The 15,421-nt window shown below is 41.3% G+C and carries 17 protein-coding genes; 6 read left to right on the top strand and 11 right to left on the bottom strand.

The genetic code is table 11. The features are described from left to right. Positions 1-4: 4 nt before the first annotated feature. The 5 genes from MKY07_RS02555 to MKY07_RS02535 form a co-directional block, all read right to left on the bottom strand. Complete coding sequence (locus MKY07_RS02555) at positions 5-1,618, bottom strand: long-chain fatty acid--CoA ligase (RefSeq protein WP_193433752.1); 1,614 nt, start codon at positions 1,616-1,618, stop codon at positions 5-7. 271 nt (positions 1,619-1,889) lie between these two features. After that, positions 1,890-2,840, bottom strand: coding sequence for an L-threonine 3-dehydrogenase (locus MKY07_RS02550; protein WP_087615721.1), 951 nt, complete (start codon positions 2,838-2,840; stop codon positions 1,890-1,892). A gap of 303 nt (positions 2,841-3,143) precedes the next feature. Further along, positions 3,144-3,464 carry a YolD-like family protein gene (locus MKY07_RS02545; RefSeq protein WP_087615722.1) on the bottom strand — a complete coding sequence of 107 codons (321 nt, stop codon included), beginning with the start codon at positions 3,462-3,464 and terminating at the stop codon, positions 3,144-3,146. A gap of 12 nt (positions 3,465-3,476) precedes the next feature. Further along, a complete protein-coding gene (locus MKY07_RS02540) occupies positions 3,477-4,730 on the bottom strand; it encodes a UV damage repair protein UvrX (RefSeq protein WP_087615723.1) in 1,254 nt (417 codons plus the stop codon). A gap of 175 nt (positions 4,731-4,905) precedes the next feature. Then, positions 4,906-5,697 (bottom strand): carbon-nitrogen family hydrolase, encoded by a 792-nt coding sequence (locus tag MKY07_RS02535; protein WP_339263686.1) that lies wholly within the window; start codon positions 5,695-5,697, stop codon positions 4,906-4,908. Positions 5,698-5,851: 154 nt separating this feature from the next. Between MKY07_RS02535 and MKY07_RS02530 the strand changes: the two genes are divergently transcribed. Beyond that, complete coding sequence (locus MKY07_RS02530) at positions 5,852-7,033, top strand: pyridoxal phosphate-dependent aminotransferase (protein WP_339264616.1); 1,182 nt, start codon at positions 5,852-5,854, stop codon at positions 7,031-7,033. Between the two features lie 241 nt (positions 7,034-7,274). On the opposite strand, the gene MKY07_RS02525 is transcribed toward MKY07_RS02530, so the two are convergent. The 4 genes from MKY07_RS02525 to MKY07_RS02510 form a co-directional block, all read right to left on the bottom strand. Next, a complete protein-coding gene (locus MKY07_RS02525; protein ID WP_014824784.1) occupies positions 7,275-8,465 on the bottom strand; it encodes a glycine C-acetyltransferase in 1,191 nt (396 codons plus the stop codon). Between the two features lie 58 nt (positions 8,466-8,523). Beyond that, positions 8,524-9,141, bottom strand: a complete 618-nt coding sequence (locus MKY07_RS02520) for a membrane protein (RefSeq protein WP_014824785.1) — start codon at positions 9,139-9,141, stop codon at positions 8,524-8,526. 17 nt (positions 9,142-9,158) lie between these two features. Next, positions 9,159-9,644: a Cys-tRNA(Pro) deacylase gene (ybaK, locus tag MKY07_RS02515; protein WP_339263685.1), complete on the bottom strand. Its 486-nt coding sequence runs from the start codon at positions 9,642-9,644 to the stop codon at positions 9,159-9,161. 126 nt (positions 9,645-9,770) lie between these two features. Beyond that, positions 9,771-10,385, bottom strand: coding sequence for a hypothetical protein (locus MKY07_RS02510; RefSeq protein WP_065216655.1), 615 nt, complete (start codon positions 10,383-10,385; stop codon positions 9,771-9,773). 273 nt (positions 10,386-10,658) lie between these two features. Between MKY07_RS02510 and MKY07_RS02505 the strand changes: the two genes are divergently transcribed. Continuing rightward, a complete protein-coding gene (locus MKY07_RS02505) occupies positions 10,659-11,519 on the top strand; it encodes an EAL domain-containing protein (protein WP_339263683.1) in 861 nt (286 codons plus the stop codon). Positions 11,520-11,585: 66 nt separating this feature from the next. Here MKY07_RS02505 and MKY07_RS02500 read toward each other — a convergent pair whose 3' ends face one another. After that, the gene (locus tag MKY07_RS02500) at positions 11,586-12,218 is read right to left on the bottom strand and encodes a nitroreductase family protein (protein WP_014824789.1); all 633 of its coding nucleotides are present in this window, start codon (positions 12,216-12,218) and stop codon (positions 11,586-11,588) included. A 196-nt stretch (positions 12,219-12,414) separates the two neighbouring features. Between MKY07_RS02500 and MKY07_RS02495 the strand changes: the two genes are divergently transcribed. The 3 genes from MKY07_RS02495 to MKY07_RS02485 all read left to right on the top strand — a co-directional run bounded on the left by MKY07_RS02495 (position 12,415) and on the right by MKY07_RS02485 (position 14,277). Beyond that, positions 12,415-13,185: an SDR family NAD(P)-dependent oxidoreductase gene (locus tag MKY07_RS02495; protein WP_339263682.1), complete on the top strand. Its 771-nt coding sequence runs from the start codon at positions 12,415-12,417 to the stop codon at positions 13,183-13,185. Between the two features lie 163 nt (positions 13,186-13,348). Beyond that, positions 13,349-13,891: an EamA family transporter gene (locus MKY07_RS02490; protein WP_339263681.1), complete on the top strand. Its 543-nt coding sequence runs from the start codon at positions 13,349-13,351 to the stop codon at positions 13,889-13,891. Beyond that, positions 13,813-14,277: a DMT family transporter gene (locus MKY07_RS02485; protein WP_339263680.1), complete on the top strand. Its 465-nt coding sequence runs from the start codon at positions 13,813-13,815 to the stop codon at positions 14,275-14,277. Before MKY07_RS02490 ends, MKY07_RS02485 begins: the two co-directional genes overlap by 79 nt. 123 nt (positions 14,278-14,400) lie before the next feature. Here MKY07_RS02485 and MKY07_RS02480 read toward each other — a convergent pair whose 3' ends face one another. Further along, a complete protein-coding gene (locus tag MKY07_RS02480) occupies positions 14,401-14,772 on the bottom strand; it encodes a hypothetical protein (RefSeq protein ID WP_008404634.1) in 372 nt (123 codons plus the stop codon). 170 nt (positions 14,773-14,942) lie between these two features. Between MKY07_RS02480 and MKY07_RS02475 the strand changes: the two genes are divergently transcribed. After that, complete coding sequence (locus tag MKY07_RS02475; protein ID WP_339263679.1) at positions 14,943-15,404, top strand: staygreen family protein; 462 nt, start codon at positions 14,943-14,945, stop codon at positions 15,402-15,404. Positions 15,405-15,421: the final 17 nt, after the last annotated feature.

Genomic DNA, 15,421 nt, shown 5'->3' with positions numbered 1-15,421 from the left:
CATATTACAGTTGAAGCTGTGGATAAATTTCATTCACATTTTCACGTAACTTCGCCTTTAAGAACTTCCCGACAGAAGTTTTCGGAATTTCCGTTAGGAAGACGATATCATCCGGCAGCCACCATTTTGCAAATTGGCCTCCTAAAAATGCTATAAGTTCCTCTTTTGTTGCATTGGTCCCCTCTTTCAAGACAACACATGCCAGCGGACGCTCTTGCCATTTCGCGTGTGGAATAGCAATGACCGCCGCTTCAAATACCGCTTCATGCGACATAAGCGCATTTTCCAAATCAACGGATGAGATCCACTCACCACCGGATTTGATTAAATCTTTCGTTCGGTCTGTTATTTTAATGAATCCCTCTTTTGAACGAACCGCGATATCCCCTGTATACAGCCATCCATCAGAAAAGGCTTCCGCTGTACGTTCATCTTTATAATATTCCGCCGCAATCCATGGACCACGCAGACGCAGCTCGCCCATTGTTTCTCCGTCCCAAGGCACTTCACCGTTTTCATTGACGATGCTTGATTCAATTCCTGGAACCGTTAAGCCTTGCATTGCGCCTGTTTCAATTTTTTCATCCAATGACCATTCATTCATATGTGACATATCACGTGACATCGAAACAATCGGTGAAGTTTCCGTCATGCCGTATACCACAATATAGTTGATGCCCATTTCTTCGTACTTTTTAATAAGGCCTTTTGGTGAAGCCGATCCTCCACAGAAAATTTCCTGTAATGTGGATAAATCACGGGCTCTTTTTTCCTGTTCCTGCAATGCGCCAAGCCAGATTGTCGGTACACCCGCCGTTTTCGTTACATTGTACTGCTCAATGAAATCCAATATTAGGGCCGGGGTAAATTGAGGGCCGATCAATACTTGCGTAGCCCCTACATTCACTGCTGCAAACGGCATTCCCCAAGCGTTGACATGGAACATTGGAACAATCGGTAAAATCGTGTCACGTTCTGAAATTGCCATCGTATCCACCATTGAAATCGACATGGAGTGCAGCACGAGCGAACGATGTGTATACACAACCCCTTTTGGATTCCCTGTTGTCGCACTTGTATAGCACATGCTTGCCGGCGCATTTTCATCCAAATCTTCCGGGAATGCAAAGTTTTCATCTGCTTCTTCCAGCAATGCTTCATATGACAGTACATTCGGCAAAGTCGTTTCCGGCAATTCCCCATCCGCCATAATGATGTAATGCTCGATTGTTTTCAATTCCGATTGTACTTCCTCAATGAGCGGCACTAAATCTTCATCTATTAAAATTATTTTATCTCCCGCATGATTAATAATGTACGCAATATGTTCCGGTGACAGGCGAATATTGACCATATGCAAAATTGCACCTGCGCATGGAACCGCAAAATACGCTTCTAAATGGCGATGCTGATTCCAGGCAAATGACGCGATTTTATCACCGCGCTCCATGCCCAGCTTTGTTAATGAGTGCGCTAGCTTTCTTGTACGCTTTACCCATTGCCCGTATGTAAGGCGATGAACCTTCTTTTCACTTGTACGTGAAATAATTTCTTTGTGTGCATAATACGTTTCTGCACGCTTGACCATATCTGTTAGAACGAGTGGTGTTTGCATCATCATTATATATTTCCCCCTTTTATGAGGCACTATCTTTACCGGCAATCCCCATTACCAATAAAACGCCTCCTAATTTCTCCCACAATATCATTTTAATATAATATACTGAAAAATGAAAATATTTCGTCAATAATGCAGCGATTTCATTTTACTAGAGAAACGAATATTACAGAATTTTGCTTTTAGGGTCTCCCACATCGAGGCTTTCCACAGGCACCTATATAAAAAAGCGAGTGAACTGCTTTTCAACAGTTTCACTCGCTTCTATAAGTTAAATCGCGTTTTGTGCTAATCGTACTTTTAGTTTTTCCAGCATATCGAGCGTCATTTTTTCCAGATCGTAGTTAGCTTTGAAGCCCCATTCTTCAATCGCTGCCGATGAGTCGATTGCATTTGGCCAGCTGTCCGCAATTGCCTGACGGATCGGATCGACATCATAACCCATTGTGAAGCTTGGAATATGCTTTTTAATTTCGGCTGCAATTTGTGACGGCTCAAAGCTCATCGCCGAAATATTAAATGCATTGCGGTGCACAAGCTTTGCAGGGTCTGCTTCCATTAAATCAACAATAGCCTGCAGTGCATCCGGCATATACATCATATCCATGTACGTACCTTCCGCAATATACGATGTGTAGCGTCCTTCCAAGATTGCTTTATAATAAATATCTACCGCATAGTCCGTCGTTCCTCCACCAGGTGGCGTCACATACGAAATCAGCCCCGGGAAACGGACACCCCGTGTATCCAGCCCAAAGCGTGTGTAGTAGTAGTCGCATAACAATTCGCCTGCTACTTTATTGACACCGTACATCGTTGTTGGACGTTGCAGTGTATCTTGTGGTGTATTGTCCTTTGGCGTAGAAGGACCAAATGCGCCGATTGAGCTTGGCGTAAAAAACTGCATATCAAGTTCACGCGCCACTTCAAGTGCATTCATTAAACCGCCCATATTTAAATTCCAGGCGAAAACTGGATTTTTTTCTGCTGTTGCCGAGAGTAATGCAGCCATGTGTATCATCGTGTCTGCACCAAAATCATGGGCAAGTGTGTGCATGCGTTTCCCATCTGTTACATCCAATACTTCAAATGGACCTTCATGCTGATCAATCTTTCGAATATCTGTTGCCAATACATTATCTGTGCCATACGTATGACGTAATTTCTCTACTAATTCCGAACCAATTTGACCCAAAGCACCGGTCACCATAATTTTCTTCACGCTGAAGCCTCCCTATCCTTTAAAAGACAATTTTCAGCCTGTTACCGCTGAATATACCGTCTATTATTTCTCATCTATTAAAACAAATGTCCTTGTGGAAAATACATAGAACCATCCGTAAAACTTGATGTTCAAACATTTTCATGAAATTCATTATATGGTGTTCTTTTCTAAAAAACAATATTTAAAAAATATTCTTTTTCAGCAATACATTTGTACGTGTGAAATATTCGAATAGTGAAATTGCTTTTATATGGGTGGTTCTCGTTGTAAAATTGAGAGAAATTAAATTCTCCTGAAAGTCTACTCATCTAAGAGCGCTTCATAAATATGGTGGAACTGAATTCTTTCGCTGTTTGCCAGCTTGACGTATTGTTCGTGGATGTTGATTTTTTGAATTGCTCCGGAAACTGTATAAAGGCCTGTTTGCTCCCATACTTTTAGTTGGATCGGGCAATGCTCTGTGTAGGCTCGCTGCAGATTGATGTTAATTTGTTCTAACTGGGCTTCGTCGAGTTGGGGTTGGGTAACAATTGTGTCCTCTTCCTGCCATTCACGCAATAGTTGGACATGCTCCGGCAGCATCATTGCGTTCCATTTAATTGCTCCTCTATCTTTGTTCATCGCCTTCACTCCTTATTGTTTATGCCCGCCTACTAATTTAGCCCGTGTCAGTGCAGTACCTGCTTCCGTATAGGAAACAGCACGCAAAATCGCTGTTGTTCCGTATTTTGTACGTAAACGGTCCATCGTTTCTCCGAGCTTGCGGTTGCGCCACCTCATCTCATCAAACAGACTGAGCTGCATCGAATATTCACTTTCAATATTGCTTAATGTAATCGTAACTTTGCGCGCCGGTCGTTCTGCATAAAATTCGTCGAGCAGCTGCTTGCACACTTCGAAAATTTTCATTGTATCGTTTGTCGGCTCATCGATTGTGCGGGAACGATGAAATCCGCCTCCGAAGGCATCTTTACTGTAGCTAAGCCCTAATGAAATCGTCCGCCCGATTTTTTTCGCTTCCCGCGCCCGCCTTGCCACGTCTTCACACATTTCCAGCAATACGACTAAAATTTCATTTCGGCTGCGATAATCGCGCATAAGCATTTGGCCTTTCCCGAAGCTGATCTGCCCTTGCATAATCGGTGCTCCGACTGTCGAATGATCGATTCCCCATGCGTGGTAATAAAGCTGGTTGCCGAGAACACCGAAGCGCTTTTCAAGTAACGCTAAATCGGCATGCGCCAAATCATAGACAGAGTAAATCCCCATATGGTTCAGCGTTCTTTCCGTTCGGCTACCGATGCCCCACATTGTAGATAGCGGCATGATCGGCCACAGTTTTTCCGGTACATCATTATATGTCCATTTCGCAAATCCCGTCTTTTTTGCTTCGATGTCGAGCGCCAGTTTTGCCATCAGCATATTTGGGCCAAAACCGACTGCACATGGAATTTCAAATTGATTGTAAACGAGCTGCTGAATGTATTTTGCCGTTTCTTCGGGCGGTCCCCATAACTTTTCTGTTCCGGTTAAATCGATAAAACTCTCGTCGACGCTATATACATGAATGGCCTCTTTTGGAACGAACTCATTGAACAGACGTGTAATTTCCATTGATATGCGAATAAATAACGACATCCGCGGCTCAAAAAGGCGAATATCCGGATGTGGCGGGATTTCGTATAATCGCGAACCTGTGCGAATATTAAAGCGCTTTTTCATCGGAGGGGACGCTGCAAGCACAACACTTCCCTTTTGCTGAAAATTTCCGACAATCGCAATCGGGACTTCCATTACATTTAAATTTTCAACCGATGCAATACAGCTTGCATAAAAACTGCGCATATCAATACAAATAATCGAACGTTCCGGCGCATTTTCATACATAAAGCTCATCTCCTTATATCGAACGTTTGTTCTTATATTAAAATGAGACGTGTGAGATGGCAAGTGGAAAGTAGTGGCTGTTTTGGTTGTTAGGGATTTTTTTTCGGTATGAAAGAGTTATTTTGCTGCTTAATGTAAAAAAGCGCACTGGCATTATCCAGTACGCTTCTAAAACTTATTCTTTTATTACTTTTTCATAAAGACCTGGACGGCGATCTTCGTATACAGGGATGCGGCCGCGCACTTCATCGACCGTTGAAAAATCAACGTCAATAATCGCCAGCTCCTCATCTTCTGCGCCTGTCCAAAGCACCTCGCCCCATGGTCCGATAATCATCGACTGGCCATTAAAATTTTCCACTTTACGGGCAATACGATTTACCGCAACGACGAAGCACTGATTTTCAATCGCACGCGCCTGCAGTAATATTTTCCAGTGATCAATACGTGGTGTCGGCCACTGTGCTGGTATGAACAGTACCTTAGCACCGTCCAATGCATGAGAGCGCAGCCATTCCGGGAAGCGGATATCGTAGCAAATCGCTCCGCCCGCTTCGAGCTCACCTAATGCGAAACGGTTCATGTTACTGCCGGATTCCAAATATAAATGCTCATCCATTAAGCGGAATAAATGCACTTTACTGTACTCGCCGACTAATTCACCATCGCAATTGTACGTATACATCGTATTGTAAAACTTATCATTACGCTTCACCGATACCGAACCGCCTACAATATGTACCGCCAATTCTTTTGAAAGACTGCTTAAAAATGCTTTTGTACGTTTACCATTTTCGTCTGCCAGCTCTTCAAGTTTTTCGAGCGCATAGCCCGTATTCCACATTTCCGGCAATACGACGATTTCAGCACCGCCTGCTACCGCTTCGCGAATAAACTTCTCCGCGCGTTCATAGTTTTCATCTACCTTGCCAAAACCAACATTCAACTGAATACAACCAATTTTCATAACTGCCACCGCCTTAAAAATTCCGTGCGAATCAATTTTCGCTTATTCGTACTCATTGTAACATCTCACTTCAAGTTGTCAAAATCTTCACTTTACTTAAGTGAAGTTTTAGACTAACATTAACCTTACTATTTTTCAGAGGTGATAAAAAATGATTGAATTCTCGAAAAAGCTGCAACAGTTACCACAACAGTTTTTCGCAGCACTTGTAAACAAAGTAAATGAAGCGCTTGCTGAAGGGCGCGATGTCATTAATTTAGGTCAGGGAAATCCGGACCAGCCGACACCGGCACATATTGTTGAAGCACTACAAATTGCGGCAAACGACCCGCAAACACATAAATATTCCCCATTCCGCGGTATTGCAGAGCTCCAGCAAGCGGCTGCAGATTTTTACAAACGTGAATATAATGTCGATATTGATCCTGCTACAGAAGTGGCTGTCCTTGGCGGAACAAAAATCGGTTTAGTCGAACTTCCGCTTGGGCTCCTGAATCCGGGTGACTATATGCTCCTTCCAGATCCGGGTTATCCGGATTACTTATCCGGTGTCGCACTCGCAGATGTAAAATTTGATACGATGCCGCTTCAAGAGGAAAATCACTTTTTGCCAGATTACGAAGCATTGTCCGCAGACATTAAACAACGGGCAAAATTGATGTATTTAAACTATCCAAACAATCCGACTGGCGGTGTCGCAACACATGAATTTTTTGAACAGACCGTACAGTTCGCTAAAGAAAATAACATTGCGGTTGCCCATGACTTTGCTTACGGGGCAATAGGTTTTGATGGGGAGCGTCCGCCAAGCTTCCTGCAAGCACCAGGCGCAAAAGAAGTCGGTATTGAGCTTTATACATTGTCAAAATCGTACAATATGGCAGGCTGGCGCATCGGCTTTGCTGTCGGCAATGCAAAAATGATTGAAGCGATCAATATTATTCAGGACCATCTGTTTTGCAGCCAGTTCCCTGCTATTCAGCATGCAGCGGCCGTTGCACTGAACGAGGAGCAAGCTTGTGTACAGGAACTTCGTGCATTATATGAGCGTCGCCGCAATGTACTCGTTGAAGAGGCTCATAAAATCGGCTGGGAAATCACAGCTCCGAAAGGCTCGTTTTTCGCATGGCTCCCTGTACCTGCACCATATACAAGCGAGCTATTTGCCGACTATTTGCTGGAAAGAGCGGATATTGCCGTTGCAGCCGGTAATGGTTTTGGTGAATACGGCGAAGGCTATATTCGTGTCGGACTGCTCGTCGATGAAGAACGTTTGCGCGAAGCAATGCAGCGTGTCGCAAAGCTTGGTCTGTTTGCGGAGACGGTTTTGAAATAACTTTCATTGTATGATTCTGCTATCAGAAATGCGGTGTTTTATTCGCCGCATTTTTGTTTTAATCCTCAGTTTTGACTCAGTAATCCTCAACCATCACTTAATAATCCTCACTTGCTCTCACATAATCCTCAGTTCACTATTAATAATCCTCAATATGCATCAAATAATCCTCAATTCCATTTTTAATCCTCAAATCACAAAAAACTCAGCACCATAAAAACAGCGCTGAGCTTTACATCGTTTATTTAATTACTTCTAACTCGCGGCCTACTTTTTCATAAATCGCTAGTGCTTCATCGAGCATTTCTTTCGTATGTGCCGCTGTTGGCATATTGCGCACGCGGCCTGTTCCTTTTGGTACTGTCGGGAACACGATTGCTTTTGCGTACACACCTTCTTCGAGTAAACGTTTCGAGAATTGTTGTGTCAGCTTTTCTTCGCCGATAATACATGGTGTAATCGGTGTTTCCGAATTACCGATATTAAAGCCAAGTTTTGCTAGGCCGTCTTTTAAATACTGACCGTTTTCCCAAAGCTTGTCATGCAGCTCAGTTGATTCCATAATCATCTCTACAGCACGTGTAATAGCCGCAACATCCCCTGGTGGTAATGCTGTTGAGAATAAAAACGGACGAGATCGAACTTTTAGCCAGTCGATCAGATTTTTCTTCCCTGCCACATAGCCGCCAACAACACCGATTGCTTTTGACAATGTACCGATTTGGAAGTCGATATCATGTTGCAGACCGAAATGCTTCACTGTTCCGGCACCTTTACCTGTAACGCCTGAACCGTGTGCATCGTCTACATACGTAATTAAATCAAATTCTTTTGCGATTTCCACGATTTCCGGAAGCTTGGCAATATCGCCGTCCATCGAGAAAACGCCATCTGTAATGACCATTACTTTATTGTAAAGGCCTGATTCTGTTGCGTCTTTTGCTTTTGCGCGTAAATCATCCATATCCGCATGCGCAAACGGAATGATTTTTGCTTTAGATAAACGGCAGCCGTCGATAATTGAAGCATGGTTTAATGCATCCGATAATATTGCATCATTTTTGTCCATAACAGCCGAAATTGCCGCCATATTACAGTTGAAGCCTGATTGATAGCTAATTGCTGCTTCTGTACCTTTAAACTTTGCTAATGTTTCTTCCAGTTTTACATGTAGATCAAGTGTGCCGTTAATTGTACGAACAGCACCAGCACCGACACCGTATGAAGCGATCGTGTCTTGAGCGATTTTCTTCAGCTCATCGTTCGTCGCCAAACCTAAATAGTTGTTTGAAGACAGGTTTACAAGCTGTTTGCCTCCAACTTTGATAATCGGGCCGTTTGCTCCTTCTACCGGATCGATTTCGTTGTATAAACCTTGTGCTTGTAGTGCCAGTAAGTTTTCATCTAAAAAGGTATTTAATACGTTTGACATGCGCGTTCATCCTTTCGATATCTATTTCCACTATATTTTAGCACAGAGGGGGAATTTTTTATGTAAGCGGCTCTCCGATTATTTCCTCAAGCTTTCTTTTAAAGAAAAACAGTGAAGGCTGAATGACATAACCTGTGCCAAGCGCTAAAATAACCGTCCCAAAACCAACAGGACCACCAAGCAGCCAGCCGGCGCCAGTCGCAAATACTTCCATAACAAGCCGCCCTGTTTTCACAGAATAGCCTTTACTCGCAATAATCATCATAATCGTGTCACGCGGCCCTTCGCCAAGACTTGCCGCAATATACAGCGCGCAGCCAATGCTCATCACAAAAAAGCCGGCTGTAAAATACGTAAGTTCCAGTACAAAAATACCTGTCTCTGGCAGGAGCCAATTGAACAAATCGATAAATGAACCAATGAACAGCATATTTAAAAATGTCGCAAGCTTCGGGATGCGCTTTAAATAAATCGATGTCCCGATAATAATCGTCAGACCTGTTAAAATGGACCAGGAACCGATCGTCAACCCAATTTGCTTGTAAAGACCAATATGGAAAACATCCCATGGTGCGGTCCCGACAACATTCCCTTTAATCGTCATCGTGATACCAAGCGCCATAATCATCATTCCTACAAAAAAACTTCCCCATTGCCACTTAAATTTTTTCGACACAACAATCCTTCTTTCTATCAAGAAACAATCGATGCAAATTGCCCGTTCGTTGCCTGTTGTAAATCTTCCGGTGCAAGCTTAATCTGCATCCCGATTTTTCCGGCACTGACAATTATATAGTCAAGTGCAGTCGCCGCTTCCTCAATAATTGTTGGAAACAGCTTTTTCATCCCGATCGGCGAGCAGCCTCCCCGAATATAACCGGTCAAACCGAGTAGCTCTTTTACGGGCAGCATCTCAATTTTCTTTTGCCCTACCACTTTTGCGGCAGCCTTTAAATTCAGTTCCGCATCGACCGGGATAACGAAAACAAAATAATTGCCCTTTCCTGCAGTGGCGACCAATGTTTTATAAACATGAAGGACAGGCTGGCCAATTTTCCCGGCAACAGTCAATCCATCCACCGCTTCCCCGTCATTGATTGTATACTCAAAAATTTCATATGCGATTTTTTTTTGCTCAATTAAACGAACTGCATTCGTCTTTGCCTGCTTCTTCGCCAAAAAGACCACTCCAAATTCTAAACTTTGGAAATATTATACCACTGAATGATTTGCTAAGTGCTGCTTAATGCAATTTTGTAATTTACTTAAATATAAAAAACCCACTCCATATGAGCGGGCTTATTTTCATGCAATTTGGGAAAAAACCGATTCCTCTGTCAAACGGTAACCGTTATTCACCATTGCAATATGAGCGCTGTATTTTTGTGCAGCTATGTTGAAGGAACGCTGAAATAACCGCTTTTCCAACTCTTGACCAAAGACCGTTTTCTCATCTGGATTACGTGCAAAATTTTGTTGGAACTTTTCCGGTATCGTAAAAGAAAGATTTTCGTTCGACAACGGAATTGCTTCCTCATCTTGTTCTTGCTCTGTAAGTTCTTTTTGAGTGTTTGCCGGCGTTTGCGGAATGGAGGTTGAAACATTTGCTGCTGTAAGTAAATCTTGAGATGAAGGGACAGCAGATGCTAGATATGCATTATCCAGTGTTGGTGTTTGTGAATACGTGATGTCAGTTGGCAATGCAAGGTTTTCTGCCTGATCGGCATTGTCGCTTTTCAGCAAATCTTTTTCTGTTTTACCGGAAAGAAGGTTTTCAAGCACCTTCAGTAGCGGGTTTTTACTTGGATCCGTATATTGTGCATGCTTTTTATATACTTCGCCTGCCTCTTTGCGAAGCTGGGAACGTCTTCTTTCATCTAACTCTGAACTAAAGCCTCGTGCCAAGCTAGAAATCTTCATCTTCTTCACCCCATTTGTAAAAGTTGCATTAATTTTTAATTAATATATCAACATATACCGCTTTTATATAGAAGATATTCAACAATTGTTCATATTCAGAACTTTCCTACCAACCTGTTCTGCATTATTCACCTATAAAATGGACTATTTTTTCATTAATTTCAAGTACCCATTACCTATAATGAAAAACCAATCTTTACACCGCCTTTATAATGCCAAAACAATTGCTGTTTACAATTAAGAATCATAAATAACTTCAGGTAGGAGCATTCCATGAAAACTTTAGTAAATTCAAAACCGAACTATCCGGTCGACTTCAAGGAAATGATGCAGCGGTTTCTGTTAAAGAATAAAATGATCCGCCATCTATCCCAGTCAATAGCATTGAAAAATATCATTGCGCAAGAAGCGATGAATACATATTTCCAGCCTATTTATGATGTGAAAAGCAACACGACATTTGGTTTTGAAGCATTGAATCGTCCGATGGCACTGAAGCTTTTTCAGTCGGCCGATATTTTCTATGAATTTGTTGGACAAACGGATAAAGTATTTCTGTTTGAGTGTTTTTGCCGTAATCTTTCGCTCGTGCGCTATCATAAAAAATGGCTCAATTACAATAGGAAGAAGGATTTCACGTTGTTTATCAACATACATCCGAATGTTTTGCTCGATAAAAATTATCATAGCGGTGAAACGAGAGCTTTGCTGGAAAAATTGAATATTTCCCCTGAGCAGGTCGTTTTCGAATTGACGGAGCGCAGTGCTGTCGGGGACTTCGAAGAGTTTGCACGGGTCCTTTCCCACTACCGGTCACAAGGCTATCGCATTGCGGTGGATGATGTCGGTTCCGGCTACAATAGTTTAAAAACATTAATTTACTTAAAGCCGGAATTTATTAAACTGGATCGCTCACTAATTCAAAATATCGATCAGCATAAAGCACAGCAGCAGCTTTTAACGGTCATTTTAAATTATGCGATTGAATCGGGGACAAAGGTAATTGCTGAAGGGATTGAAACAAAATCGGAATATGAATTTATCCAATCAGTTGGCGTTCATTATGCTCAAGGCTATGCAATCGGACGCCCTCATCAAGATTTAATTGAAGGAAAAAACCCTTGCTATGAATGAAGTTCGGCAATATAAAATAGGCGACTGAATTATCCAAAATGGAGTTCAGCCGCCTAACATTATTGATTAATACCCATTGAAATTCACAAATTCCCCGACCGGTTTACGGTAACCACGGGCACGTACTTTATCAACACTTTTCCCTATCGTAATCATCATAATCGGCTCTAAATGATCCGGAATATTAAACTCTTTTCTTAGTTCATCGACATTATGGACATGCATTGGACATGTATCGAATCCGTAATGCTTGGCGCTCAGCATAAAGAGCATAGCGTGAATACCGGCATTGCGCACTAATTCTAAATTCAATTCATGCGGATTGTTTTTTAAGCCGTCACTATACCCTTTAATCAATTCCATCGTCATATCATACTCCACTTCATCCATCATCTTCAGCATTTTTAATGGACTGTAAATTCTTTCGACTTCCGGCATTTCAATGCTGTTCTTATTGCCCATAACAATCACAACACCGCTTGCTGTATGGATTTTATATTGGTTGTAGCTTAATTCTTTTACTCTTTCCTTCTTCTCTTGATCTGTAATGACCAGGTAATTCGTAAACTGCAGGTTGTATGCGCTTGGAGCCATTTTTGTCAGCTCAAATATATTTTTAAAATCTTCTTCTGTCATTTGTTCAGTTTCTATAAAGTTCATTGCGGAATGGCGAGATTTTACTAAGTCTTCAAAGTTCATACTGTGCTACCTCTTCCTTGTATATTTAGTTTGAATTAAAATATCTTTATTTCGAGATAAATTTACCATATTATGATTTTAGTTGTCAATAATTTCATATCTTTTAATCGGTTGAGAAATAATAGAAAGTCCATACTTTCTATAGGGAATTCAATAAGTTATAAAAATTATTTTAAAGAAACAGGAGATGCAGAATATGAAATTTGAAAACAAAATTATTATTGTCACAGGTGCGGCAGGAGGTATCGGTAAAGAGGTTGTAAGAAAACTGGTTAGTGAAAAAGCAAAAGTTGTATTGGTCGATCTAAACGAAGATGCGATTAAAGCCGTTCAAACAGAACTTTCACTTACAGATGAAAACAGCTTAATTGTAAAAGCTGATGTGTCAAAAGAAGACAATGTGAAAAACTATGTAGATCAAACAATCTCGAAATTCGGCCGAATCGACGGCTTTGTAAATAACGCAGGTGTTGAAGGCCCAGCAAAACCCCTTGAAGAAATTACAGAAAAAGAATTCGACTTTGTATATGGCATTAATGTAAAAGGTGTTCTTTTCGGCCTAAAATATGTACTGCCGGTAATGAAAGAACAAAAATCCGGTTCTATTGTCAATACTTCATCAGTAGCCGGCTTAATCGGTTCTCCAAGTATGGCACTATATAATTCATCTAAACATGCAGTAATGGGTCTTAATAAGGTGGCCGCTTTAGAAGCAGCAGCGTATAATGTTCGTGTAAATACGGTAAATCCAGGTGTGATCAATACACAAATGATGCGTAAAATTGAAGCAAATGTTGCGCCGGGCGCTGCAGAGGCAGCTCAAGCAGCATACAATGATGCTGTACCGATGAAACGCTATGGTGAACCGGAAGAAGTAGCAAATGTTATTGCTTTCTTACTTTCTGATGAAGCTTCATATGTAAGTTCATCTTCTTTCACGATAGATGGCGCATTATACAATGTTTAAATTTAAGGAAAAGAAAAACCAAAAGAGCCCATTCTTTTGGTTTTTTCCCTTTTTCATATACAAAACTTTTTCAACTCCTTCATAACCCGTCACCACTGCCACCGCAAGTTATATATGTTAATATAAAATCGTTATTCTCAAGCATTATCGGAGGTTTATAGATATGAAGATAAATAAAGGAGTATTCTTTGTACTGCTAGGTGCAGGATGCTTTGGTTTTACACCTGTGTTCGCTAAGTTAGGGTTTGGGCACGGTTACTCACTTGGACAAATTAATCTTGTCCAAATGGTCATCTCCTTTTTGCTTTTGTGGTCAATCGCTTTCTTAAAAGGCGACGGGATTAAAGGACTGACTAAAAAGAATATCATTCCAATTATGATTACCGGATGTTTTATCGGTTTAACAAGTATTTTTTATTATGGTGCGATGCAGTATTTACCTGCTTCACTGGCCATCATTTTAATGTTCCAGTTCGTTTGGATCGGCATTCTGTTCGAATGGGTCTTCAATAAAATTAAGCCCGCCCCGATTACTATTTTTTCGATTGTGCTCATTCTTGTCGGTGTATTTTTCGCATCGAATATTTTAAACGGTGATATGCAGGGCCTTCCGATTAAAGGTTTTGTATGGGCATATTATCTGCTTTTACTTATGCTGCCTTTATCTTTTTCAGCGGAAAAGTCGCCGTTGATGTCAATCCATTAACCCGTACTTCTTTAATGGTGACAGGTTCAACGATTTTAGTATTTATCCTATTTATGAAGGACATCCCTACTGTATTTCCCCTTGAAGGAAGCTTGGTGACAAGCGCTGCAGGGGTTTCATTATTTGGAGCTGTATTGCCGCCACTGTTTTACGCGGTCGGTGCACCGTTGATTTCAGGAGGTTTGGCGAATATATTAACTTCTGTTGAACTGCCTGTCGCAATTTTATCAGCGAGCATCATTTTGGCTGAAACGGTTAAAGCTGTGCAATGGCTCGGTATTGTGCTGATCCTCGTAGCGATTGTATTAAATGAAATCGGTCCAAACATCATTCGCATGAAAAAACGATCAAAAAGAACAATTCTTCATCAGCATAATAAAAATTAATTAGGATGCTAATCAACTGTGCAAACAGCCTTTGGTTAGCGTCTTTTTATTTACAGAAACAAAAAAGCTTATCAATAATTTTCTATTGATAGGCTAAATTGATATTTCGAGTTTTATATTTAATTATCTGAAGAGATTCAGCATTGCGCCTACTTGTCTCATCGTATTAATTCCATTAGTTAATGTCCCCACATGGCCCATCATTGTATTTAAATTATCCGAAAGACCGCTAAAGCGAGAACCCTGCTGTTGTTGCTGTTGTGGAAAAGGGTTGAATTGTTGTTGCTGCTGTTGTGGATATGGATTGAACTGCTGTTGCCCCTGCCCCTGTCTAGGATTCACTGGATATGGCGGATAAAAGGCTTCCCTCGGTCTTGCAAATTCATTGGATCGAGGCATTCCCATCTGCTGTCTGCCCATTTGCGGTGCAGGACCAAATTGTTGTCCATTTGGCGGAAACATCCCCGCTCTAGGATTTTGCCCAAAAAATGGCATGTCATTCACCTCCCTACTAAGTTTGACATCTAACCTAGTATATGTTCATGATTTTACGCAATATAGACATTTGAAATACTCGGATGAAACGTTAATTACTCATAGTAACGACCTCTTCACCTCCAATAAAAAAGTCGCATATGAATATAGAAAATGATTGGAGCAATGACATGAACAAATTTAATCCTGAAAGGCTGTCCGTTGAATACAGGGATGGTGTTACCGCAACAGATCCCGTTATTTCAAGACACCATACACTCACCCATTCTGATGACACCGGAGAATTATTTTTAACAATCGGAACACAGTTTGCGTGGGACAAAGTGAATAATGATATGAGAGATGAAGTAATCGGCGAATGGAAAACGAATGGGCACTGTATATATTACAATGCCTATGTAATGGTTAACAAAGAAGGTCAGGATTTCAATACAGCAATGCGGCGTTATGAAGTATTCGAGCGCGAATTGCCTCTCGCATTGACGGCAATCCGGTATGGTGACCGTTTTTTATTCAATGTCTATCCAGCTTTGGACAATGGATTAATCATCGTAAACTTCATATCCACATACCCCCAGTTATATAAACAAGAGATTTTTGGGACTTTCAGCAGTTTTTCCAACTCCTTTTAATTTTATGAAATGCGGTA

The organism is Solibacillus sp. FSL W7-1472, assembly GCF_037969775.1.
Lineage (GTDB): Bacteria > Bacillota > Bacilli > Bacillales_A > Planococcaceae > Solibacillus > Solibacillus silvestris.
Note: the sequence above shows the minus strand (reverse complement) of the source record. Positions and strands in the feature narration are given on the sequence as shown.